Source organism: Kitasatospora sp. MY 5-36, from assembly GCF_001182915.1.
Lineage (GTDB): Bacteria > Actinomycetota > Actinomycetes > Streptomycetales > Streptomycetaceae > Kitasatospora.
Genome location: NZ_LFVW01000150.1, coordinates 1 through 21,176 on the forward strand (window position 1 = coordinate 1; position 21,176 = coordinate 21,176).

Annotated in this window: 17 protein-coding genes and 1 pseudogene; 8 read left to right on the forward strand and 10 right to left on the reverse strand. The window is 74.7% G+C overall.

Going from position 1 to position 21,176, the window contains the following annotated elements:
• The 3 genes from AE652_RS11335 to AE652_RS11345 all read right to left on the reverse strand — a co-directional run.
• Nucleotides 1–304: HMA2 domain-containing protein (locus AE652_RS11335; protein ID WP_369808288.1), on the reverse strand; the 304-nt coding region annotated here is incomplete at its 3' end.
• A 191-nt stretch (nt 305–495) separates the two neighbouring features.
• The gene (locus AE652_RS11340; RefSeq protein ID WP_049651148.1) at nt 496–831 is read right to left on the reverse strand and encodes a DUF5132 domain-containing protein; all 336 of its coding nucleotides are present in this window, start codon (nt 829–831) and stop codon (nt 496–498) included.
• A 310-nt stretch (nt 832–1,141) separates the two neighbouring features.
• Complete coding sequence (locus AE652_RS11345; protein ID WP_049651149.1) at nt 1,142–2,836, reverse strand: DUF885 family protein; 1,695 nt, start codon at nt 2,834–2,836, stop codon at nt 1,142–1,144.
• Nucleotides 2,837–3,061: 225 nt separating this feature from the next.
• Here AE652_RS11345 and AE652_RS11350 point away from each other — a divergent pair, with 225 nt between their 5' ends.
• The 5 genes from AE652_RS11350 to AE652_RS11370 are packed head-to-tail and all read left to right on the forward strand — an operon-like array spanning nt 3,062 to nt 9,582.
• Nucleotides 3,062–4,645: an ABC transporter substrate-binding protein gene (locus tag AE652_RS11350; RefSeq protein WP_049651150.1), complete on the forward strand. Its 1,584-nt coding sequence runs from the start codon at nt 3,062–3,064 to the stop codon at nt 4,643–4,645.
• Between the two features lie 11 nt (nt 4,646–4,656).
• Nucleotides 4,657–5,625 (forward strand): ABC transporter permease, encoded by a 969-nt coding sequence (locus AE652_RS11355; protein ID WP_049651162.1) that lies wholly within the window; start codon nt 4,657–4,659, stop codon nt 5,623–5,625.
• A gap of 2 nt (nt 5,626–5,627) precedes the next feature.
• Nucleotides 5,628–7,493 (forward strand): dipeptide/oligopeptide/nickel ABC transporter permease/ATP-binding protein, encoded by a 1,866-nt coding sequence (locus tag AE652_RS11360; RefSeq protein ID WP_234348341.1) that lies wholly within the window; start codon nt 5,628–5,630, stop codon nt 7,491–7,493.
• The gene (locus AE652_RS11365) at nt 7,490–8,281 is read left to right on the forward strand and encodes an ABC transporter ATP-binding protein (protein WP_049651163.1); all 792 of its coding nucleotides are present in this window, start codon (nt 7,490–7,492) and stop codon (nt 8,279–8,281) included. Before AE652_RS11360 ends, AE652_RS11365 begins: the two co-directional genes overlap by 4 nt.
• A complete protein-coding gene (locus AE652_RS11370; protein WP_049651152.1) occupies nt 8,278–9,582 on the forward strand; it encodes an FAD-binding oxidoreductase in 1,305 nt (434 codons plus the stop codon). The genes AE652_RS11365 and AE652_RS11370 overlap by 4 nt, the downstream gene beginning before the upstream one ends.
• On the opposite strand, the gene AE652_RS11375 is transcribed toward AE652_RS11370, so the two are convergent.
• Complete coding sequence (locus AE652_RS11375) at nt 9,572–10,636, reverse strand: alpha/beta fold hydrolase (protein WP_049651153.1); 1,065 nt, start codon at nt 10,634–10,636, stop codon at nt 9,572–9,574. The two genes, AE652_RS11370 and AE652_RS11375, sit on opposite strands and share 11 nt — an antisense overlap.
• Nucleotides 10,637–10,872: 236 nt before the next feature.
• Here AE652_RS11375 and AE652_RS11380 point away from each other — a divergent pair, with 236 nt between their 5' ends.
• Complete coding sequence (locus AE652_RS11380) at nt 10,873–12,156, forward strand: amidohydrolase family protein (protein WP_049651154.1); 1,284 nt, start codon at nt 10,873–10,875, stop codon at nt 12,154–12,156.
• A gap of 15 nt (nt 12,157–12,171) precedes the next feature.
• Here AE652_RS11380 and AE652_RS11385 read toward each other — a convergent pair whose 3' ends face one another.
• Nucleotides 12,172–13,206: a 3-oxoacyl-ACP synthase III family protein gene (locus AE652_RS11385; RefSeq protein WP_049651155.1), complete on the reverse strand. Its 1,035-nt coding sequence runs from the start codon at nt 13,204–13,206 to the stop codon at nt 12,172–12,174.
• A gap of 725 nt (nt 13,207–13,931) precedes the next feature.
• Here AE652_RS11385 and AE652_RS48100 point away from each other — a divergent pair.
• Nucleotides 13,932–14,114 (forward strand): annotated as a pseudogene (locus tag AE652_RS48100) (glycosyl transferase); the annotation flags it as partial.
• Between the two features lie 135 nt (nt 14,115–14,249).
• Here the strand turns inward: AE652_RS48100 and AE652_RS11390 are convergent.
• The 5 genes from AE652_RS11390 to AE652_RS11410 all read right to left on the reverse strand — a co-directional run bounded on the left by AE652_RS11390 (nt 14,250) and on the right by AE652_RS11410 (nt 19,814).
• Nucleotides 14,250–15,401, reverse strand: a complete 1,152-nt coding sequence (locus AE652_RS11390) for a cytochrome P450 (protein WP_234348342.1) — start codon at nt 15,399–15,401, stop codon at nt 14,250–14,252.
• Nucleotides 15,402–15,698: 297 nt separating this feature from the next.
• Nucleotides 15,699–18,299: an ABC transporter permease gene (locus AE652_RS11395; RefSeq protein WP_049651157.1), complete on the reverse strand. Its 2,601-nt coding sequence runs from the start codon at nt 18,297–18,299 to the stop codon at nt 15,699–15,701.
• The gene (locus AE652_RS11400; protein WP_049651158.1) at nt 18,296–18,484 is read right to left on the reverse strand and encodes a hypothetical protein; all 189 of its coding nucleotides are present in this window, start codon (nt 18,482–18,484) and stop codon (nt 18,296–18,298) included. The genes AE652_RS11395 and AE652_RS11400 overlap by 4 nt, the downstream gene beginning before the upstream one ends.
• Nucleotides 18,485–18,661: 177 nt before the next feature.
• Nucleotides 18,662–19,117, reverse strand: a complete 456-nt coding sequence (locus tag AE652_RS11405; protein WP_049651159.1) for a hypothetical protein — start codon at nt 19,115–19,117, stop codon at nt 18,662–18,664.
• Nucleotides 19,118–19,358: 241 nt separating this feature from the next.
• Nucleotides 19,359–19,814, reverse strand: coding sequence for a hypothetical protein (locus tag AE652_RS11410; RefSeq protein ID WP_049651160.1), 456 nt, complete (start codon nt 19,812–19,814; stop codon nt 19,359–19,361).
• A gap of 261 nt (nt 19,815–20,075) precedes the next feature.
• On the opposite strand from AE652_RS11410, the gene AE652_RS11415 reads away from it, so the two are divergent.
• Nucleotides 20,076–21,176, forward strand: a 1,101-nt coding sequence (locus AE652_RS11415; protein WP_049651161.1) for a hypothetical protein, incomplete at its 3' end; no start/stop codon positions are given.

The following is a 21,176-nucleotide window of genomic DNA, read 5'->3' on the forward strand; positions in this document are numbered from 1 at the left end:
CCGGCGGGGCGGTCCTGACCGGACCCGCCGCGACCCGGGCGACCACCCGGCGCAGGATCCGGCCGACGTCCGCGGCGGGCAGCCGCGGCTCGTGCCGGACGAGGACCCCACCGGTGACCGGGTTCGCCTGCGCCTCGGTGATCCCGGGGACGCGACGCAGAGCCGCCGTGAGGACTTCGGCCGTCCTCGGCCGTCCGAGGACCAGCTTGACGTCCCAGCGCTGGCGGCCCGGAATGACCGAGCGCGGGCTCACGTCCGGATCCACGGAGCGGAATCCGGCCGCGGCACCCAGCAGAGATGGCATGTGTACGATCACCTGTTTGCAGAGGTCGCGAGCGATCCGCCATCGGGCATGACGGAACACTGCGACGGAGCGGGAATTCTGAACGGGCGGGCGACGCGGCCGGGAGGCCGTCGGCCGGCCACCGCGTGGACGCGGCGCGCGAACTCGGTCGCGCGGTGCGTCCAGGCGGCGGGTCAGGATATGACGATGCGTCAGTGCGCCTTGCCGGCACCGGCGGTCGCGCGGATCTTCGGGGCCCTCGCCTCGGCGTCGCCCGGGGTGGTCGCCCCGGCGTTCTCCTCGACCGGGGCCGCGTCCTCGGCGGCGCGGTGACCCTCACCGGAGGTGACCTGGGCCGCCACCATGTCGGCGGCCACCTCGGCCGCGAGGTCGTGGATGTTCTCGCCGGCCTCGTGGGCGGCCTTCTTCACCTCCATGACGATGCCGACGGACGTCTTGACGACACCGCGCACCAGTGGCTTGAGGAGGCGCTTGGCCAGCGGCGCGACAACGAGACCGATCAGGAACGGCGGAACTACGGGCGGCATGGTGTTCCCATCTCTCTACGCAGACGAATGACAGGGGACCCGGGCGCTTCGGAATCCGGAGCGCCCACAGCAGGACGGACGGAAGTACCCGTCTCGCGGGATGACCGGTTCCCGTCGCGGATTTCCCGCGGAACCGAAACTCCTCGCCGATGGGGTCCACCGCCCGATCCTCCGTCACCGTAGTCGAGTCGAGCTCACCAAAACCAAACACTCCCAAGGGGATTCACTCGTGCGAGTGCAATCCGAACATAACCCAGAACGAACGCTGGTATGTACGCCAATCAATTGATCAGATAATATTATTTATCGATCAGTCGCGACCTTTCAGTTCCCGCGTCACCCTCCGGCGCAAGGCGGCGAACGGCAGCGCGCCACCTCTCAGCACCGCCTCATGGAAGGCCCGCACGTCGAACCCGGCGCCCCGCCCGGCCTCCGCCTCCGCCCGCAGCCGGACGAACTCCAGGTAGCCCGCGCGGTAGGAGAGCGCCTGCCCCGGCAGGTCCGTCGAGTACCGCAGCAGGTCCGAGGCGATCTGGCCGTCCTCCTCCGTGGAGTTGGCGCGCATGAAGTCCCGCGCCCCCGCCAGGTCCATCGTCCCGAGGTTGAGCCCGGTGTCGACGACCAGCCGCTGCGCGGTGAACCGCTCCTGCGCGAGACGCCCGTACGCGTCCCACGGGTCCTCGTAGAGGCCCATCTCCCAGCCGAGCCCCGCCGCGTACTCGGCCCAGCCCTCGTTGAACGCGCCGAACTCCACCGCCTCGCGGCGCAGTCGCGGCAGCGCGGCGTCCTCCGCCTGCCGGGCGAGGTGGAAGTGGTGCCCGGGCGCCAGCTCGTGGTAGATCAGGGAGGCCGAGCCGATCAGGGAGCGCCGGTCCAGGTCCGAGCCGTTGTAGCGGTAGCGCCCGACCGCACTGGCCGCGGTCGGGGCCTCGTAGTACCCGAAGGTCATCCCCGGCTCCAGCGCCGGGTCCAGCCGGGCCAGCCCGTACGGCGCGGTCGGCAAGGTGGCGAACCACTGCGGCAGCCGCGGCTCCAGCCGGTCGAGGTGGCCGCGGAACCGGGCCTCGACCTCCTCGGGCGTCCGGGCGTACAAACGGGGCTCGGTCCGCAGCCGCTCGTGGAACCCGGCCTCGGTGCCGTGGAAGCCGAGGGCCGCGCGCACCTCCCGCATCCGCTCGGCCAGTTCGCGGCACTGGTCGCGGCCGAGTTCGTGCAGCCGCTCGGGCCCGGTGTCGCTCCCGGTGTGGGTCCGGACGAAGTCCCGGTAGGCCTCCTCGCCGCCCTCGTAGTGCGCCCACCCGACGTCCTGCGGCGCCCCTCCCGGGTACGCCGGGTCGTCGACGCACCCGAGCAGCCGGTCGAAGGCCGGCGCCAACTCGGCTTCCACCAGCCGCCGGACACCGTCCCGGAGGCGTCCGCGCCCGGCCGGCCCGAGCCCACCGAGCCGGTCGTCCGCCACCGTGACCCGGCGCCCGGCGGAGGACCGCAGGCCCTCGACCGTGGCCCGCACCCCGGCCAGGGCCGGCGCCGGCACCCGGAAGCCGCGCGCGGCCTGGCCGGCCACCTTGTCACCGATCGAGCCGACCACCCGCGCGAGGTCGTGCACCAGCGCCACGTACCGTTCACCGTCGGCTGGTTCGGCGAAGCGGAAGTCGCCCAGGACGGCATCGACGTACAGCGACAGCGGGAAGAGCCGGTACGGCGTGGCGGCGGGCGTCAGCCAGTACCACCGGTGGGCGCGCAACTCCTGTTCCGCCAGCGCCACGAGGACGGCCGCGGTGTCGGCATCGGCACCGGACAGCTCCGCGCCGTCGAGCGGCCGCATCCGCTCCAGCACGCCGGCCGCGAACCGCTCCCGCTCCGCGGACTCGGCGAGCGACGCCCCCGGCAGCGCCTCGACCGGGAGCCCCTGGCGGACCCGCAGCAACGGCTCCCGCTCCAGCAGGAACTCCCAGTAGCGGTCCGCCAGGTGGCCGACCTCACGGCCCGGCTCGTTCGTCGTCATGTCGACACAGTGTGGCGACGACGGACCGCCAGGTCACCCGGCCGACGGCCTACAGGCCCCGACACCCCTCGAAAGAGTGAACCAGGGGCACTCCGCCGCCGAGCCCCGCGCCCCGGCGCCCACCGCTCCCCACAAGGCGGGAGCACTGCGCCCCTTGAATCGAACACGCCTTTCCCCCAGGTGAGTTGACTCGCCATCGCCAAGGCCCGGTGGCACCATGACGCCATGCTCCGTCGCCCCCCGCCGGCCGCCCTCGCGGCCGCCCTGACCGCTGCCGCCCTCGCGCTCAGCGGCTGCGGCAGCGCTGCCACGTCCTCGACGAGCACCCCCCTGGTGGACCGCGGGACCGTCCGGATCGCGGCGGCCGGCGAGACCCCGAGCTTCGACCCGTACTCCACCTTCGGTGCCTCCCAGGCCCGCTACGCCTACGACTCCCTGGTGAACGTCGCCCCCGACGGCACCCTGGTCACCGGCCTGGCCACGTCCTGGCAGGCCACCGCCACCACCGCCGACTTCACCCTCCGCCCGGGCGTCACCTGCTCCGACGGCACACCCCTCACCGCCTCCGCCGTCGCCCGGTCCCTCAGCTACGCGGGCGACCCGGCCAACCAGCTCGCCGGCGCCCAGACCGTCCTGCCGAACGTGCCGTTCACCGCCACCGCCGACGACGCGACCGGCACGGTGTCGGCGACCACCACCGCCCCCTTCCCGTTCCTCACCCGCAGCATCGGCCTGCTGCCGATCGTCTGCCCGGCCGGCCTCGACCACCCCCGGTCGCTGGACCGCACCACCCAGGGCACCGGCCCCTACGTGCTCACCCGCTACACCCCCGGCGGCCCGTACGAGTTCACCGTCCGCGACGGCTACACCTGGGGCCCCGCCGGGGCGAGCACCGCGGAGCCCGGCCTCCCCGCGCGCATCGTCATCTCCGTCGTCCCCCAGGCCTCCACGGCGGCGAACCTGCTGCTCACCGGGGGCGTCGACATCGCGAACGTGAACGGTCCCGACCGCGGCCGGCTCACCGGCCACGGCCTGGCCGTCACCGACGTGGCCACCGTGGTCGGGCTGACCTTCTTCAACCAGCGCCCCGGCCGGGCCCTCGCCAACCCGGCGCTGCGCCGCGCCCTGGTCTCCGCCCTCGACCGCCAAGGGCTCGCCAACGTCGCGGTCGGCGGCACCGGCCGCCCCGCCACCGACTTCGGGGCCGAGGGCAGCGTCTGCCACGCCGACCTCGCCGACGCCAACCTGCCCGCCCAGGACGGCGCCGAGGCCCTGCGCGTGGCCGGCTGGACCCGCTCCCCCGGCGGCCCGCTCACCAAGGACGGCCAGGCGCTGCGGCTCCGCCTGATCACCAGCCCCGACCTCGGCCCGACCCTCACCTCCGTCGCCGAGCTGATGGCCCGGCAGTGGACGGCGCTCGGCGCGCGGGTCGACCTGGTCAGCGAGAGCCTGCCCGCCCTCGTCAACGCCATGTACCAGAGCGCCGACTTCGACGTGGTGGTCGGCACCTCGCCGGGCTTCGCCCTGCCGGTCGGCTTCATCCCCTTCTTCTCCGGCCCCACCCCCGCCCAGGGCCTCAACTTCGCGGGCGTGCGCAACCCCGAGTACGACGCCCTGGTCGCCCAGGCCCTCCGGGAGACCGACACGGCGGGCTGCGGCACCTGGAACCGGGCCGCCGCCGCGCTCTTCCGCGCGGCCGACGCCCTGCCGATCGCCGACGGCCGCAGCGGCGTGTACGGCCACCGCACCACCTTCACCACCACCTTCGGCGGCCAGCTCGTCCCCACCAGCATCCGCCTCCACCAGTGACCGGGGCCACCATGCCCGTACCCCGACTGCTGCGGCACCCCTGGACCGTGTTCCTCGGCCGCCGCACCGTCCGGCTGCTCCTCTCCCTCGCGGTCGTCCTCACCGCCTCGTTCGCGATGATCCGCCTCGTCCCCGGCGACCCGGTCCGCGCCGCGCTCGGCGTCGACGCCGCCCCCGCCCTGGTCGCCGCCCGCAGACACAGCCTCGGGCTCGACGCGCCGTTCCTGTCCCAGTACCGGCACTACCTCGGCGGCCTCCTGCACGGCGACCTCGGCACCTCGCTGACCACCGGGACACCGGTCGCGGAGCTGGTCCGCACCCGGCTGCCCGCCACCCTGGAGATCGCCGGGCTGGCCTTCCTGGCCACCCTCGCCGTCGCCCTGCCCGGCGGCCTGCTCGCCGCCGTCCGCACCCGCGACGGCCGCCGCCCGCGCACCGAGCTGGCGTTCACCGCCGTCACCGCCGGCCTGACCGGGGTCCCGGACTTCGTCCTGGCCGCCGGACTCACCGCGCTGCTGGCCGTCGGCCTCCAACTCCTGCCGGTGGCCGGTGCGGCGGGCGTCGAGTCCTTCGTCCTGCCGGTCCTCGCCCTCTCCCTCGCGCCCACCGCCGTCCTGCTGCGCATCGTCCGGGTGGAGGCGCTGAAGGTGCTGGACGAGGACTACCTGCGCACCGCCCGAAGCAAACGGCTGTCCCCCGCGCGGTACTACCTGCGGCACGCGGCACCGAACACGGCCACCGCCGCGCTCACCGTCGCCGGAAGCCTGCTGCCCGGCCTGATCGCCGGCACCGTGCTGGTCGAGAAGGTCTTCGCCTGGCCCGGCATCGGCTCCGCCATGGCGCAGTCCGTGGTCGCCCAGGACTACCCGGTGGTCCAGGCGATGGTGCTGGTGCTGGGCACCACCGTGCTGCTCGCCGGCCTCCTGGTCGACGTGCTGCTCGCCGTGCTCGACCCCCGCTCGGCGATCAGGGAGATGTGACCATGAGCCTTCCGTCCGGCCTCCGGCGCTCACCCATGGCCTGGGTCACCGCCGTCATGCTGGCCTCGCTCGTCCTGCTCGCGCTGGCCGGACCGCTGGTCTGGGGCGCGGCGGCCGACCGCCCGGACCCCTCGGCGGTGCTCCAGGGGCCGTCCGCGGGGCACCCGTTCGGCACCGACAACCTCGGCCGGGACCTGCTCGCCCGGGTCCTGGCGGCCACCCGGCCCTCCCTGCTGCTCGCGCTGGCGGCCGTCCTGCTCGGCGCGAGCGCGGGGGTCCTCCTCGGGGCCGCCACCGCCGTGCTCGGCCGGCGCGCCCGCCGGCTGACCGCCGGACTGGTCAACCTCCTGCTCGCCTTCCCGGCGCTCCTGGTCGCGATGTTCCTCGCGGTCGTGTTCGGCGCGGGCGCCGCCGGGGCGATGCTGGCCCTCGCGGCCGCGGGCGTCCCCGGCTTCGCCCGGCTCGCCCAGACCCTCGCCGCCGGGGTGGCGGGCACCGACCACCTGGCCGCGGCCCGGGTCCTCGGCCTGCGCCGCCTGCGGCTGCTGTGGCGGCACGTCCTGCCCAACATCGCCGAGCCGCTGCTCCTGGCCACCACCACGGCGGCGGGGACCTCCCTGGTCGCCCTCTCCGGGCTGAGCTTCCTCGGCCTGGGCGTCCAACCGCCCGGCTACGACTGGGGGCAGCTGCTCAACCAGGGGCTCGACCGCGTCTACGCCGAGCCGCTGCCCGCCCTCGCACCCGGTCTGGCCATCCTCTACGCGGCCCTGACCTTCCAACTGCTCGGCGAGGTCCTGGCCGGGAGCGTCGCCCGGCGCGGCCCGGCGCCGCGCACGCCCGTACCGACGCCCGCCGCGAGCGGCCCCGCCGAGGACGGCCTGGTGCTCCAGGTCGAGGACCTCCACGTCGAACTCCCCACCCCTGACGGCGTGATCCGGCCGGTGCGCGGCGTCAGCCTCGCCCTGCGGCCTGGCGAGACCGTCGGGCTCGTCGGCGAGTCGGGGTCGGGCAAGTCGCTCACCGCGCTCGCCGTCGCCGACCTGCTGCCGTACGGTGCCCGGGCGCCCCGGCGCACCCTGCGGCTGCTCGGGGCCGACCTCGCCGCCCTGCCCCCGAAGGAACGGGACCGGCACCTCGCGACCGGCCTGGCGGTGATCTTCCAGAACCCGGCCTCGGCGCTCAACCCGTCCCTGCGGATCGCCACCCAGCTCACCGAGACCGTCCGGGCCCACCGGGGCGCGAGCCGTGCCCGGGCCGCCGCGGAGGCCGCCGACGCGCTGCGCCGGGTCGCCCTCTCCCCGGCGCTGCTGCGCTCCCGCCCCCACCAGCTCTCCGGCGGCCAGCGCCAGCGCGTGATGATCGCCTCCGGGCTGATGGTGCGTCCGGGCCTGATCATCGCCGACGAGCCGACCACCGCGCTCGACGTCACCGTGCAGCGGCAGATCACCGGGCTGCTGTCCGAGATCCGGCGGGACACCGGCGCCGCGATCCTGTTCATCAGCCACGACGTCGCGCTCGTCGGGGAGTTCTGCGAACGCGTCCTGGTGATGTACGCGGGCACCATCGTCGAGGCCCTGCCCGCCGACCGCCTCGCCGACGGCGCCCGGCACCCCTACACCCGGGCCCTGGTCGCCTCGGTCCCGGAGCTCACCGCCGACCGCGACCGGCCGCTGCGGACCGTCGACGGCGCACCGCCCGACCCGCTGCTACCCGCCCCGGGGTGCGCGTTCGAGCCCCGCTGCCCGCGCCGCCGGGACCACTGCGCCGAGCAGGCCCCGCCGCTGGAGGACCTCGACGCCGGCCACCGGGTCGCGTGCTGGTCCCCGGTACCGGTGGCGGCGGACCCGGAGACGGTGGCCGCGTCATGACCGAACTCCAAGTGACCGGCCTCACCGTCCGCCACCCCGGCCCGCGCGGCCCGGTCACCGCCGTGGACGGCGTCTCGCTGGCGGTCCCGTCCGGTACGACGCTCGGGCTCGTGGGCGAGTCCGGCTCCGGCAAGTCGAGCCTGGCCCGCGCGATCGTCGGCCTCACCCCCGTGCACGCCGGCCGGGTCCTGCTCGACGGCCGGGAGGCCCGCACCCGCACCGTCCGCGACCGCCGCCGGCTCGGCCGCCTGGTCCAGGTCGTCCTCCAGGACCCGGACACCGCGCTCGACCCGCGGATGACGGTCCGCCAGACGCTCGTCGAGGCGGCCACCGTCTTCCGCCGGCTCGACCGGCCCGCCCGCGCCGAACGCGTCACCGAACTGCTCGGCCTCGTCGGCCTGGACCCGCGGCTCGCCGACCGGCTGCCCCGCCGGCTCTCCGGCGGGCAGCGCCAACGGGTCGCCATCGCCCGCGCCCTGGCCGTCGAACCCGGCCTGCTGATCGCCGACGAGATCACCTCGTCGCTCGACGTCTCGGTGCAGGCCTCCGTGCTCAACACGATCCGGGAACTCCAGCGGCGCCTCGGCCTGTCCATGCTGTTCATCGGCCACAACCTGCCGGCGGTCTGCCATGTCTCCGACGCGGTCGCGGTCATGCGGCACGGCCGGATCGTCGAAACCGCCCCCACCGGAACCCTCCTGCGCGCCCCGCGGCACCCGTACACTCGGACGCTACTCGCCGCCGTGCCGAGCCTGCGCACGCCGCCGCCCGGGGAGGGGCCGCCATGACCGACGTTCGACCGGACGCCGTGGTCGTCGGAGCCGGGGTGATCGGCGCCGCCGTCGCCCTCGAACTCGCGCGCGCCGGGCGGCAGGTGGTCGTCGTGGACAAGGCGGGCGCCGTCGGCCACGGGTCCACCAGCGCCTCCAGCGCGATCATCCGCTTCAACTACTCCACCTTCGCGAGCGTCGCCACCGCCTGGGAGGCGCAGCACCTCTGGACGTCCTGGCCCGACCACCTGCGGCTCACCGGCCCCCGCCCGCTCGCCGCCTTCCACCGCACCGGCGCCGTGCTGCTCGACTCCCCCGAGGTCGAACCCTCCGAGACCGCCGCCCTGTTCGAGCGCGCCGGCGTCCCGTACGAGCGGTGGGACGCCCCGACGCTGCGCGAGCGCCTTCCCGGGATCGACCCCGGACGGTACTGGCCGCCGAAACCGGTGGACGACGACGCCTTCTTCGCCGACCCCTCCGGCGAACTCGGCGCCCTGTTCACGCCGGACGCCGGGTACGTCGACGACCCCCGGCTCGCCGCCCTGAACCTCGCCGACGCCGCGGTCGCGCTGGGCGCCCAACTCCTCCTCCACCACACCGTGGTGGCCGTCGACCGGCACGCGGACCGGGTCACGGGCGTCCGCCTGGCCGACGGCTCGCGGATCGCCGCGCCGGTCGTGGTCAACGCCGCCGGCCCGTGGTCGGGCGGCCTCAACCGGCTGGCGGGCGTCGGCGCCGACTTCACGATCGGTGTGCGTCCGCTGCGCGAGGAGGTCCACCAGGTCCCCGCACCGGACGTCCGGACCGCCGACCCCTTCCCGCTGGTCGCCGACCTCGACGTCGGCACCTACGTCCGCGCGGCCCCCGGCGGGCAGCTCCTGGTCGGCGGGACCGAGCCGGACTGCGACCCGCACGAGTGGATCGACGACCCGGACGGGGCCGATCCCCGCCCCACCGCCCGGCGCTTCCGCACCCAGGTGACCCGGGCGGCGCGCCGGTTCCCCGCGCTCCGGGTCCCCAACCGGCCCCTCGGCGCGGCGGGCGTGTACGACGTCGCCGACGACTGGACCCCGATCTACGACCGCACCGCCCTCGACGGCTACTACGTGGCGATGGGCACCAGCGGCAACCAGTTCAAGAACGCCCCGCTGGTGGGCCGCTACCTCGCCACCCTGATCGACCGGGTCGAGGCCGGGCACGACCACGACGGCGACCCGGTGCACTTCCGCTGCGACCACACCGGGACCGTGGTCGACCTGGGCGCCTTCTCCCGTCGCCGCCCGGTCCGGACGGACTCCGCGCGGACGGTCATGGGCTGATCGGGGGCAGCTCGCGCACCAGGTCCCCGACCACGCCGACCACGAACTCGGGCGCCTCGTGCGGGAAGTCGTGACCCGTCCCCGCCGGTGCGTGCACCAGCCTCGACGCCGTCGACGCCGCCAGGTAGCGGACCCTGCTGCGGAGGTAGAAGCGGCTGATCCGCTCGGCCTCGACGGCGTCCCGGGCACCGGCCAGCACCGCCTCGCCGCCGATCAGGTCCCGCGGTACCACCAGCACCAGGGGCAGGTCCCCGAGGTCCCCGTCGTACACCACGGTGTCCCAGCCCACCTGTGCCAGCCCGGACGGCGACAGCTCGGCGAAGATCGACGCGGCGGCGCAGCACGGCCCGGTCCGGCCGCCGGGGCCCCGGTGCGCGCCGAACAGCTGCCGCACCGCCGCCAGCAGGACGCCCCGGCGCAGCGCCGCGAGCTGCCCGTAGGGCGGCGCGAAGGCGATGACCTCCAGGGGGGTCGGGTCCAGCAGGACGAGCCCCGCCACCAGGTCCGGCCGGCGCCTGGCCACGTTCGCGACCAGCAGCCCGCCGAAGGAGTGGCCGACGAACACGAAGGGTGCCCGCTCCCCCGCCGCCTCCAGCGCCGCCGGCAGCTCCGCCGCCTCGGCGGCCGTCGTCCGGGGGAAGGGCCCGACGTCGCTCCAGCCAGTCCCCGGGCGGTCGACCAGCACCGACCGGGCCTGGGCCGACAGCATCGTGTGCAGTTCCCGGAGGTCCTCGCCGGGGGCGTGCCCGCCGGGCATCCAGACCACCGTCGGCCCCGCCCCGGCCCGCCCCTCGGCGAGGACGTGCATCCGGTGACCGCCCACGTCCACCAACCGCCCCGGCGGCGGATGCGCCCGCGCCTCCCGGGCCACCAGCACCAGGTGCCGAACGGCCCCGGCCGCCAGCACCACCCCGACGGCCAGCGCCAGGCCAGCGAGCGCCACCGACCAGGCCGCCCCCACCGCGAGGAGGCCACCGCCCGCTGCCGCCACCGCCAGCGCGACCGGCGCCCCGATCCAGTCCCGGCTCACCACCGCGAGCAGGGAGTTCGCCATTCGTCCGTCCCGTCGCATCGGCCCTCCGCGACAGCAGCGCGTCCGACAACTGCCCCCTGGCCTTCTCTTTCCCGCCTACTCGTGCCCTCACCCTGATCAACTCCCCCACAGTCCGGCATTCCGGGCCCCGGACGCACCCGGGGCCGGGCCGGTCGGCTGCCGGCCGGGCACCGCCGGACCGACCCGATCCGTCCGGCCCCCTGGTCCCGGCTCCGTGACCGGCCGAAGATGGCGGCATGGGTGTCGACGAAGCGGGTGCCGGGCTGCTGGTGACGAACGTGCGCGTCTTCGACGGGACCGGAGCCGAGGCGGCGCCGGGGTACGTCCGGGTGGAGCGGGACAGGATCGCGGAGGTGGTGCTGGGCCGTCCCTTCCCGTCCGGTCCCCCGGGTGGCGCGACAGTGCTCGACGGCGGAGGCCGCACCCTCATCCCCGGGCTCACCGACGCGCACGTCCACCTGTTCGCGGCCGGCGGCACCATGGCCGAGCTCCAGCTCGCCCCGACCGGCACCGTCTACTACCAGGCCCTGGCCGCGGCCCGCTCCATGCTGATGCGCGGCTTCACCACGGTGCGGGACATGGCCGGCGACACCGAACCGCTGCGGCGGGTGCTGGACCGCGGGCTGTTCCCCGGCCCGCGGATCTACCCGAGCCAGGCGGCCGTCTCCCAGACCTCCGGCCACGGGGACTTCGGGACGGTCCACGACGCCCCGACCGCCCTGGGCGGGCCGCCGGCCAGGAGCGAGCAGCTCGGGTTCACCCGGGTGGCCGACGGGCCGGAACGGGTGCTCGCGGCGGTGCGCGAACAGCTCAGGAAGGGCGCCACCCAGATCAAGCTGATGGCCGGCGGCGGCGTCAGCTCGGAGTTCGACCCGCTGGACGTCCTGCAGTTCACCCCGGCCGAGCTGGAGGCCGCCGTCGCCGCGGCCTCCGACTGGGGCACCTACGTGACCGTGCACGTCTACACCTCCGAAGGCGTCCGCCGCGCGGTACGGGCCGGGGTGCGCTGCGTCGAGCACGGGCACCTCCTCGACGAGGACACCGTCCGCCACCTCGCGGAGCAGGGCGTCTGGCTGAGCACCCAGCCGTTCGAGGTCGACGACCACCACTACGCCTCCCCGGACAGCGCCCGCAAGAACCGCGAGGTCTGCGAAGGCGTCGCCCGCACCATCGGCTGGGCGGTGCGGCACGGCGTGCGGCTGGCCTTCGGCACCGACCTGGTCTTCGACCCCGGGAAGGCCCACCGGCAGAACGAGATGCTCGTCCGGCTCGGCGGCCACCTCGGCCCGGTCGAGGCCCTGCGGACGGCCACCTCCGGCAACGCCGAGCTGTTCCGCCTGTCCGGCCGCCGGGACCCCTACCGCGCCGCGCCGCTCGGCGTCATCGCGCCGGGCGCCTGGGCCGACCTCCTGGTCGTCGACGGCGACCCGACCACCGACCTGTCCGTGCTCGCCGACCCCGAACGGAACCTGCGACTGATCGTCAAGGACGGCGTCGTCCACAAGAACGAACTCGGTTGACCCCGGGTCAGCTTGTCAGGCGTGCCGGAGGCAGAGGGTTCCCCACTGGAATCCCGCACCGATCCCCGACAGCACATAGGTGTCCCCCGGGAGCAGGGCGCCTCCGGCCATCGTGGCATGGAGCGCGGTGAACAGCCCGGCCGACCCGGTGTTGCCCAGCCGCTCGACCGTGACGGGGACGCGCTCGCGGGGAACGCCCAGGGCGGTCATGGTCTCGGTGAGGATGTTCAGGTTGGCCTGGTGCAGGAAGAAGTGCCGGATCCGGTCGACCGGCACCCCGGCCCGGTGCGCGGCGCTCGCGATGCTCTCGGGCAGCCGGGTGGTGGCGGTGTTCCAGACGGCGCGGCCGTCCATCCGCAGGTAGTGCTCCCTGGCGGCGACGGTGGCCGCGGTGGTGGGCAGCCGGGAGCCCCCGGCGGGGATCTGGACGCCATAGGAGAGCTGGGAGCCCAGGTCGTAGGAGAGCAGGCCCGCTCCGGCCTCGTCGGTGCGGGCGAGTACCACGGCCGCCGCGGCGTCTCCGAAGAACACCCCGGCGGTGCGGTCGGTCGGATCGGTGATCCTGGAGGCGCAGTCGGCCGCGAGCAGCAGAACGGTGCTGATGGACGGGTTCTGCAGGAGGTGGGCGGCGATCAGCACGGCCTGGATGCCGGAGGCACAGGCCGCCTGGGTGACGTCCAGGGACAGGGCGCGGTGGGCACCGAGGGCGTCCTTGACCATCAACGCGGTCGACAGGAGCGGCTGGTCCCCGGTGTAGGAGGCGACGACGACCGCGTCCAGCTGGGCAGGCCCGACCCCGGCGGCCTCCAGGGCCGGGTGGGCCGCGGCGACACACATGTCGGAGGTCGCCAGGTCCGGGGCCAGCCGCCGGCGCTCACGGATCCCGGTGCGGCTGGTGATCCACTCGTCGCTGGTGTCCAGGGTGCGGGTGAGCTCCTGGTTGGTGACGACGGCCGGCGGCAGGTGCACCCCCGTCCCGGCGACGGCGAACGGCACCGGCAGCCCGGCACCGGTCTGGTGGTGCAGCGTCTGCTCCACGGTGGCGGTCACAGCAGGGTGCTCCGCCCGGATTCGATCGGTCCGCCGCGAGAGGCTCCCATGGTTCTTTTCCTTCCCCTGCCGGTCCGTCATTTTTCAGTACCGTCGCATCGTTCCACGAAACATCGAGGCCAGATGTCTCGTGGTAATCCGTAAGCGTGACGAAGCCGCCGACCAATTGACATCCAGTCGCCGTGATGTGCTATCGACCGGATTCCTGGAATGGATCCGCGCAGGAAAGATGAATACGTCGATCTCACAATTGACCATCCACTCCGAAAAGTCGTACGAGAAGAGCACGGATGACCGATCCAACGGGTTACCGGAGGGTCGCCGGCGGTGAGGACGTCGAACTGCGGGGCTCGACGGCGACCCGGGCATCATCGCCGCCGGCGGCTGCGGCGAGTCGCGAATCTCGATGGCGCTGCGGCGCTGGTGCCGCCAGGATGTCCCCGTGCTGACACTGACTGTGAGGCCTTCTCCACCGAGTACGGCGTCCCGCTCGGTGTCGCCGACACCATGACGATGGCGGACGGGCTCAACCTCGTGTTCGTCCCGCGGGAGTTCCAGCCGGCCGCTGACAGCTTCGACGAACGTTTTCACTTCGTCGGCCCCTCGATGGGCAGTCGCGAGCAGACCGAGGGTCGCCGCCCGACCCCGACGCGCCACTGCTGTATGTCTCACCGGGCACCGTCTTCAACGGTCACCCGGAGTTCTACCGCGCCTGCATCGACGCCATCGCCGACGGGCCCTGGCAGCTGGCGATGACCGTGGGCGATACGGATGCCGCCGTACTCGGCGCCATCCCGAGCCGGGTGGACGTCCGGTCGCGGTTCCCGCAACTGGCGGTACTCCGCCATGCCACCGCCTTCGTATCGCACGCCGGAATGAACTCCGTTATGGAGGCGCTGCATTACGAGGTCGGCCTCGTCGCCGTCCCGCGGACACCCGAGCAGGCTGCCAACGCCGGGCGCCTGGACTCCGGGACACCGGCGTTCACGAGGACGGCCGTCCCGGAGCATCGGTGGCGGCCGGTCCGGCACCAGGCCGGTCCGTCACCAGGTGGCGGGCAGGTGCAGGGGGCTGCGGGTGGAGGTGCCCAGCCGCCATTCGATCCCGGTGGTCGGCAGGGTGAGGCGCAGGCCGGGCAGGCGGGCGGCGAGACGGTGGAGAGCGATCCGCATCTGGAGGCGGGCCAGCCACGCGCCGGGGCAGAAGTGGGGACCGGCGCCGAAGGCCAGGGTGCTGGCTTCCAGCGGGTCGAACAGCCGGCTGAGGGAATCGGGTGGGAAGACGCCCGGGTCCCGGCCGGCGGTGGTGCGGTCGGCCGCGACGATGTCGCCGGCGCCGATGGTCACGCCGCCCAGCTCGACCTCCTCGGCGGTACGAAGGAGGCTTCCGGGGCGTTCCCTGTTGGCCCCCAGGGGGATGGTGTGCAGCAGCCGCTCCGCCGCCAGGGCGGCCGCCGCCTCGTCCGAGCCGATGCGCTTCCAGGCGTCGGGGCGTTCGGCGAGCAGGTAGAGCACCGCGTTGGCCAGCGTGGTCATGCTGGTCTCGTGTCCGGCCACCATCAACCCGCACACCAGGTTGACCAGTTGGCGCTCGGACACCTCACCCTCCCGGTCCGCGGCCCGGACGATGGCGCTGACCAGGTCGTCGCCGGGTGCGCGCCGACGGCCGGCGAGCAGCCCGGCCACGTACGCGGTGAACTCCCGCATCGCGCGGCTGACTTCGGCGGGGTCGCGGTCGGCGGTGGCGAAGGCGAGTTCGGTCCAGTCCCGGACGCGTCCGAGGTCCTCGCCGGGGAGGTCCATCATCCTGGCGATCACCGCGCTCGGCAGCGGCCTGGTGTACCCGGTGACCAGATCGGCCGGGGCGCCGAGCCGCACGAGGTCGTCCAGCAGCCGGTCGACCACGGAGGTCACCCACGGACGCGACCGCTCGATCGCGCCGGGGGTGAACGCCCGTTGGAAGACGCGGCGCATCCGGTGGTGCTCGATCCCGTCCTTGTGGAACATCGAGTCCCGGTCGCTGCCCAGGTTGGGCGTGCCACTCAGCGGCGGCGCGTCCGGGGCGAACAGCAGCGACCGCTTGAACCGGGCGTCCACGAGGGCCCGGCGGACGTCGTCGTAGCGCGTGACCAGCCAGATCGGAGTGCCGTTCGGCAACTGCTCACGGCGCGGCGGCCCCACGGGCGGCAGCTCCATGCGGTGCATCGGGACCAGCCGTGCTCCGGGGACAGTGGTTGTGAGGTTCTCGGTCTGGGGCAACGGGTTCCCCCTGGGATCGTCGGATGGCTGCGGTGCGGTCGGCAGGCACCGGCGGCTCTCGGGCGGGTCACCGCCCGCCGTCGGCGTCGGACGGACGGGAACGGTGGTTCGCGGACGTCATGGTGGCGAAGCGGCAGCCGGGGCGCCAACCGGCCCGCGCAGGGTTCACCCGTCCGGCGGCAGGCGGGACGGACGTCCCGCCCCCGGTCCGACGGTTCCCCTACCCCTGTCCGCCTACCGCCGGCCGCTCGCCGCGAGCGGGCGGGAGCGCAGCAGGGCGCGGGCCGGCAGGGCCGTCGCGGCGAGGCAGAGGGCCACGGCCGCGGCGGCCAGCGGCAGGGCGGTGCCCGGCGGGACGTACGGCGGGGCGTCGGCGAGGCCCCGGGCGATCGGGACCAGGGTGATCCAGGCGATCAGGCTGCCGAGCAGCAGCCCGGCCGCGGCCACCAGCAGGGCCTCCCAGCGCATCATGCCGCGTATCTGGCGGCGGGTGGCGCCGGTGAGGCGGAGCAGGGCCACCTCGCGGCCGCGGTCCAGGACGGTCATCACCAGGGTGTTGGCGGCGGTGATCGCGGCGAAGCCGCCGAGGACGGCCGCCATCACGGAGTTCGCCCAGTCGCCGGCCTCGCGCCTGCGGTCGGTCTGCGCGACGTACCCGGCGCGGTCGGCCACCGTGAGCCCTCCGATCGTGGCGGCCCCGGTGGTGGGGGCCTCGGCGGGGAGCTTCGCCAGCCGGGCGGCGACGTCCGCGCGGTCGGCGCCGGGTGCGTCCGCGACGAGCACCTGGCTGTCGTAGGCGACGGCGGCGTGTGCGGCGACGGCGGCCCGGGGCAGGATCAACTGCCCGAAGCCGAGGCCGCGTTCGTAGGTGGCGACGACCGTCAGCTGTGTCTGGGTGCCGTCGCCGAGCCAGAAGGAGGCGCGGTCGCCGACGCTGTGGCCGAGCCTGTCGGCGAGGGCCGCGTCGAGGGCGACGGTGTCCGTGCCCCGGGCGAGGTCGGCGAGCGAGCCGCTGCGCACGCCCAGGTCGAGGACCCGGGGCAGCCTCGCCGGATCGCCGGACACGCCGAGGGCGTTGGCGGAGCGGAGCTTCCCGTCGGAGCGGTAGACGGCTCCGGTGCGCAGCACGCCCACGGCGGCTTCGACGCCGGGCACTTCGGCGGCCCGTTCGGCGGTGGCGGCGGGCAGGCCGCGACCGGTGGAGCCGAGCACGTGGTCGGCGACGACCCCGGCACGCAGCTGTTCGCCGGTGGCGTGCCCGACGCTGCTCTGGATGAACAGCATGGTGCCGCAGAAGGCGCTGACCATCACGATGGGTGTGATCGCGGAGGTCAGCCGGCGGGCGTCGGCCCGGGCGTTGTCGGCGGCCAGCGATCCGGCGGTGCCGCCCGCGCCCGCCCGCAGCGGCAGGCCGAGCACTCCGGCGGCGACCCGGGCCACCCAGGGGCCGAGCAGGGCGGTGGCCACCAGGAAGCACATGACCACGCCGAGCGCGGTGTTGGCGGCGTTCTCACCGCTCAGGCCGGCGGCGACGGCGGCCAGCACGACGCCGCCCACGACCGCCGCCAGACCGAGGATGGCCCGCACCACGCCCGCCCGGCCGGCCGGCACCGAGGCCTCTCCGAGCGCCTGGCCGGGGCGCAGGCGGGAGGGACGGTGCGCGGCGAGGTAGCCGGCGGCCAGCGCGGCCAGCGAACAGGTGGCGACGGCGACGAGCGCGGGGACCGCTCCGACGTCCAGTTCGACGCCCTCGGGGACGGCGCCGCGCGAGACCAGTCCGTCGAACCACCAGCGGGCCAGCGCCACACCCGGGACGAGGCCGAGCAGGCCGGCGAGGGGTGCCACCAGCATCGCCTCGGTGGCGACCGTGCGGCGGATCTGACGGGGGGTCGCGCCGACGGCGCGCAGCAGGGCGAACTCGCGGGCCCGCTGACCGACGGCCAGGGCGACGGTGGACACCACCACGAACACGGCCGTCATGGTGGCGGTGCCGCCGAAGGATCCGCCGATCGCGATCAGCAGCGTCCGGCTCTGCCCGAGCCCAGGCTGCTCGACGGAGCCGCGGTCCTCGCCGGTGACCACCCTGATCCCGGTGGGCGACGCCCCGGAGGCCTGCGGGCCGGCGGTGTCGCGCAGGGCCTCGCGGAGCCGGCGGGCGAGGTCCTTGGCGCCGACGCCCTCGCTCGGCTGGACGGCGATGGCGTCCACCCAGCCGGGGTGACCGGAGAGCTGCCCGGCCACCGCGTCGGCGAACCAGGCCGTCGGGCCGGCGTTCTGCGGCGCGGCCAGGCCGGAGATCCGGTAGGTGCCGCTGCCGCCGGGTGCGACCAGGGTGAGGCTCGCGCCGGGTGCCAGCCGGGCGTCCCGTGCGGTGGCGGCGTCCAGGACCACCTCGTCCGGGCCGGGGGCGCGGCCCTCGACCAGGGTGTCCGCGCCGCCGGCGATGCCGAGCGCCGCGAACCCCCGCCCGGTCAGGCCGGGTGCGGCCGGACCCGGTTGGATCGGGAAGGCGGTGTCGGGACGGGCCGCCGCGACACCGGGCAGGGCGGCGATGCGCTGGGCCAGGGCCGCGTCCACCCGGGGCCGGTCGGGCACCGGCCGATCGACGGCCTTCTCCTTCTTGTTGACCTTGCGGACGATCCCGATGTCCGGACCGGCCGCGACGACGACCGGCGCCTGCGCGTAGCGCACCGGGGGCACGCTCGCGGTGATGCCGGTCTGCAACAGGGTGCCGCAGCCCATGATGACCGCCGCGCCGAACAGCAGGGCGACGAAGGTCCCCGCGAAGGAAGGCGGCCGGAAGCGCACCGAGGCGCGCGCGAGTCCGTTGCTCATGCCGCCGCCCCCGACGCGGCGGTGGAGCTGCCGCGGCCCGGCGCGAGGTCGACCCCGCGCACCACGTGCGCCGTCCCGACGCCGCGCCCGTGGCCGCGCCGCACCGCGCGCGGTCCGATCGCGGGGCGGGCGGGGGCGTGAGGCTCGGGCGGTTCGTACTCCGGGCGGTGGTGGCGGGCTGCCATGGTGCTGCCATCCCTCGTGGATCGTGTCCGTCAGCGACGGGGTCCAGGCTAGGAACGGCGGTGGGTACGAACCATGGTGGCGACCGGCGTGCGCGGGGTGGGGATAACCCCACCCCACGCGCGCAGGCCTCGGGCGGGCCGGACCGGCTCCAGCGGGCCTTGCCGCCCGGCCACGGCTCAGCCGCAGTGCTCGAAGCTGTAGCCGGTGTCACCGGTGCCGGAGAACTCGATGTACTTCAGCCCCCCGATGAAGTCGATGCAGGCCCCCTTGGCGTACGCGTAGACCGGGCCCGCGTACTGGGTGTAGTTGCTGCCGACACCGTCCTTGATCCAGGTGCTGTCGCGGGAGCGCCGTATCTCGACGAAGATCTCGTGCTGGCCGCTGACGACCGCGTCGTTCCCGCGGGCGATCGCGCAGTTGTACCCGTTTCCGCTGTTGTAGTAGATGTCGATGAAGCCGACCACCGCGGCCACGTTGTGGATGTCGTTGATCTCCCAGCTCCGCTTGAAGTCGTACGCGCTCCCGCACTTGTTGACCCGGGCGGAGGCGTGGGCCGCGCCGGCGGAGAGGCCGACGAAACCTCCGGCGAGGACCGTGGCCGCGAGGACCGTCGCGAGACGCTTCCTGATCATCGAGAACTCCTTCGAGTGCCGGGGTTCGCGGACCGCTGCCGCGATCCGCGCGGAACTGCCGGCGGCGGGTGGTGCGTTGCTGGATCGCGTCGCCGCCGGGTGGTACGTCGGGCGGCCGACCGCCCCCGTTGGCGTCGGTCGGCCGCCCGGTCGCGGTGCTCGGGGTCCGTGGTGCCGACTCCCCGGCGCCCCGTCAGGGGGCGGCCGGCCCGCTCGAACGGGCCCTGCCGCCCGGAGGGGTTCAGCCGCAGTGCTGGGCTTTGTAGCTGGAGGCCCCTTGCCCCGTGAACTCGTTGTACTTCAGCCCACCGACGAAGTCGATGCAGGACCCCTTGGCGTACACGTAGACCGGGCCCGCGTACTGGGTGTAGTTGCTGCCGGCGCCGTCGTCGATCCAGCCGTCCGTTCCGGAGCGCCGTATCGCGACGTAGATCTCGTGCTGGCCGGTGACGGCCGCGTCGCGCCCGCGGGCGATCGCACAGTTGTACCCGTTCCCGCTGTTGTAGTAGATGTCGATGAAGCCGACCACCGGAGCCGCGCTGGAGTTGTCGGTGATGTCCCAGCTCTGCTTGAAGTCGTACGCGCTCCCGCACTTGTTGACCCGGGCGGAGGCGTGGGCCGCGCCGGCGGAGAGGCCGACGAAACCTCCGGCGAGGACGGTGGCCGCGAGGACCGTCGCGAGGTGCTTCCTGATCATCGAGAACTCCTTCGAGGGCGGTGGTTGCCAAGGTCCGGGGCCGTCGGGTGACCGCCGCCGCGGGACGGCGCAGCCCCGGCTCCGGCACCGGAGGTCCCGGCCTGCGTGTCCCGTCGCAGGCAGGCTGCGACAAGTTGTCCGAAGACCCGGTGGAGTTCCCACAGTGCGGGCGTATTTGATTGTCCATCTACAAGACTCGGCCGCGGCCCAGGTGAACAGCGGACAACCCGGATTGACCACGGACACGGCAGGGGGCAGGGAATGGGGAGCGCCGGACGCCCACAGGGGCGGTTCAAGGGCGAGACCGAGCAGGCGAACGACCTGGCCGGGCTGGTGCGGGAGGTGACCTCCGGGCTCACCGTCCGCGAACTCGCGCGCCGGTACCCGGCCGGCAGGACCAGCTGGAGCGAGTACCGCTCCGCGGAGAAGGACATCCCGTGGCACCTGCTCCGGCAGCTGATCCACGACCGCGTGACGGACCCCCGGGCCCAGGCGGTGCTCCTGGCCCGGGCCGGTCAGCTGCACGAACGGGCCGGCCTGGCGGCCAGGGGACTCCCGTCGCCCGCGGCCGGGCGGTCGGACGCGCGGCAGGCACTGGATCTGGCCAGGCAGGCGCAACAGCAGGCCGAGGCCGGCGTGGCGGAGGCGGAGGAACTGATCCGCGTGCTGATCGCCATCGTGGCCGAGCTACGGGGTGAACTGGGCTCCGCTGGAGCGGACGGGCCGGCCCCCCTCGCGCCGCTGCCGCCCGGCGGGGGCGATGCGGGGCAGCGGCGGGCCCGGCTGTTGGAGGCGACGCGCTGCCTGGACGAGGTGCGCCGCATCCGGGAGAGCGCGTACGACGCACGGCGGACCGCGGAGCAGGAGCAACGCGCCATGGGGCTCCTGGTCGACCAGGAGCAGTCACCGGCCGGGGCCGACGGTGGCCGACAGCCGGGTACGGAGCCGGCGGTGGCCGACGGGGTGCCGGCGCACCTGCCCGTGCTCCGGCGCCTGCACACGGACCTCCTCGCGGTACGCACGGCCCTGGCCGGCCGGTACCTGGAGGTGGCCCGGATGGCCCCGGCCACGACCGGCCCCGCGGTTGTCCGCGGTGAGCTGGTCCCGGTCACGGACAATCGCCCGACCAGCCTCTTCCCGCCGGGCCCGGCGTTCGACGGCCCTCCGCCCGTCGACCCGCTCTACCCCACCGAGCCCGCCGGGGCACCGGGGCGTCGGGCCGTCAGGACGGGCGCGGCCGTCGGCGCGGCGGCGGTCCTGGCCGGGGCCCTGGTCCTGGCGGGCGTGCTGGTGGGCGTACAGCTGAGCCCGGTGCCCGCCTCCTCCGGCGCACTCCCCCTGGCGGTCGGTACCGACGCCGCG

What these genes read in the sequence shown, in the direction of transcription:
- AE652_RS11350 (WP_049651150.1), top strand. Translation starts at nt 3,062, where the DNA reads ATGCTCCGTCGCCCCCCGCCGGCCGCCCTCGCGGCCGCCCTGACCGCT.
- AE652_RS11395 (WP_049651157.1), bottom strand. Translation starts at nt 18,299, where the DNA reads ATGAGCAACGGACTCGCGCGCGCCTCGGTGCGCTTCCGGCCGCCTTCC.
- AE652_RS11410 (WP_049651160.1), bottom strand. Translation starts at nt 19,814, where the DNA reads ATGATCAGGAAGCACCTCGCGACGGTCCTCGCGGCCACCGTCCTCGCC.
- AE652_RS11375 (WP_049651153.1), bottom strand. Translation starts at nt 10,636, where the DNA reads ATGGCGAACTCCCTGCTCGCGGTGGTGAGCCGGGACTGGATCGGGGCG.
- AE652_RS11340 (WP_049651148.1), bottom strand. Translation starts at nt 831, where the DNA reads ATGCCGCCCGTAGTTCCGCCGTTCCTGATCGGTCTCGTTGTCGCGCCG.
- AE652_RS11370 (WP_049651152.1), top strand. Translation starts at nt 8,278, where the DNA reads ATGACCGACGTTCGACCGGACGCCGTGGTCGTCGGAGCCGGGGTGATC.
- AE652_RS11405 (WP_049651159.1), bottom strand. Translation starts at nt 19,117, where the DNA reads ATGATCAGGAAGCGTCTCGCGACGGTCCTCGCGGCCACGGTCCTCGCC.
- AE652_RS11390 (WP_234348342.1), bottom strand. Translation starts at nt 15,401, where the DNA reads ATGGAGCTGCCGCCCGTGGGGCCGCCGCGCCGTGAGCAGTTGCCGAAC.
- AE652_RS11380 (WP_049651154.1), top strand. Translation starts at nt 10,873, where the DNA reads ATGGGTGTCGACGAAGCGGGTGCCGGGCTGCTGGTGACGAACGTGCGC.
- AE652_RS11360 (WP_234348341.1), top strand. Translation starts at nt 5,628, where the DNA reads ATGAGCCTTCCGTCCGGCCTCCGGCGCTCACCCATGGCCTGGGTCACC.
- AE652_RS11345 (WP_049651149.1), bottom strand. Translation starts at nt 2,836, where the DNA reads ATGACGACGAACGAGCCGGGCCGTGAGGTCGGCCACCTGGCGGACCGC.
- AE652_RS11365 (WP_049651163.1), top strand. Translation starts at nt 7,490, where the DNA reads ATGACCGAACTCCAAGTGACCGGCCTCACCGTCCGCCACCCCGGCCCG.
- AE652_RS11355 (WP_049651162.1), top strand. Translation starts at nt 4,657, where the DNA reads ATGCCCGTACCCCGACTGCTGCGGCACCCCTGGACCGTGTTCCTCGGC.
- AE652_RS11400 (WP_049651158.1), bottom strand. Translation starts at nt 18,484, where the DNA reads ATGGCAGCCCGCCACCACCGCCCGGAGTACGAACCGCCCGAGCCTCAC.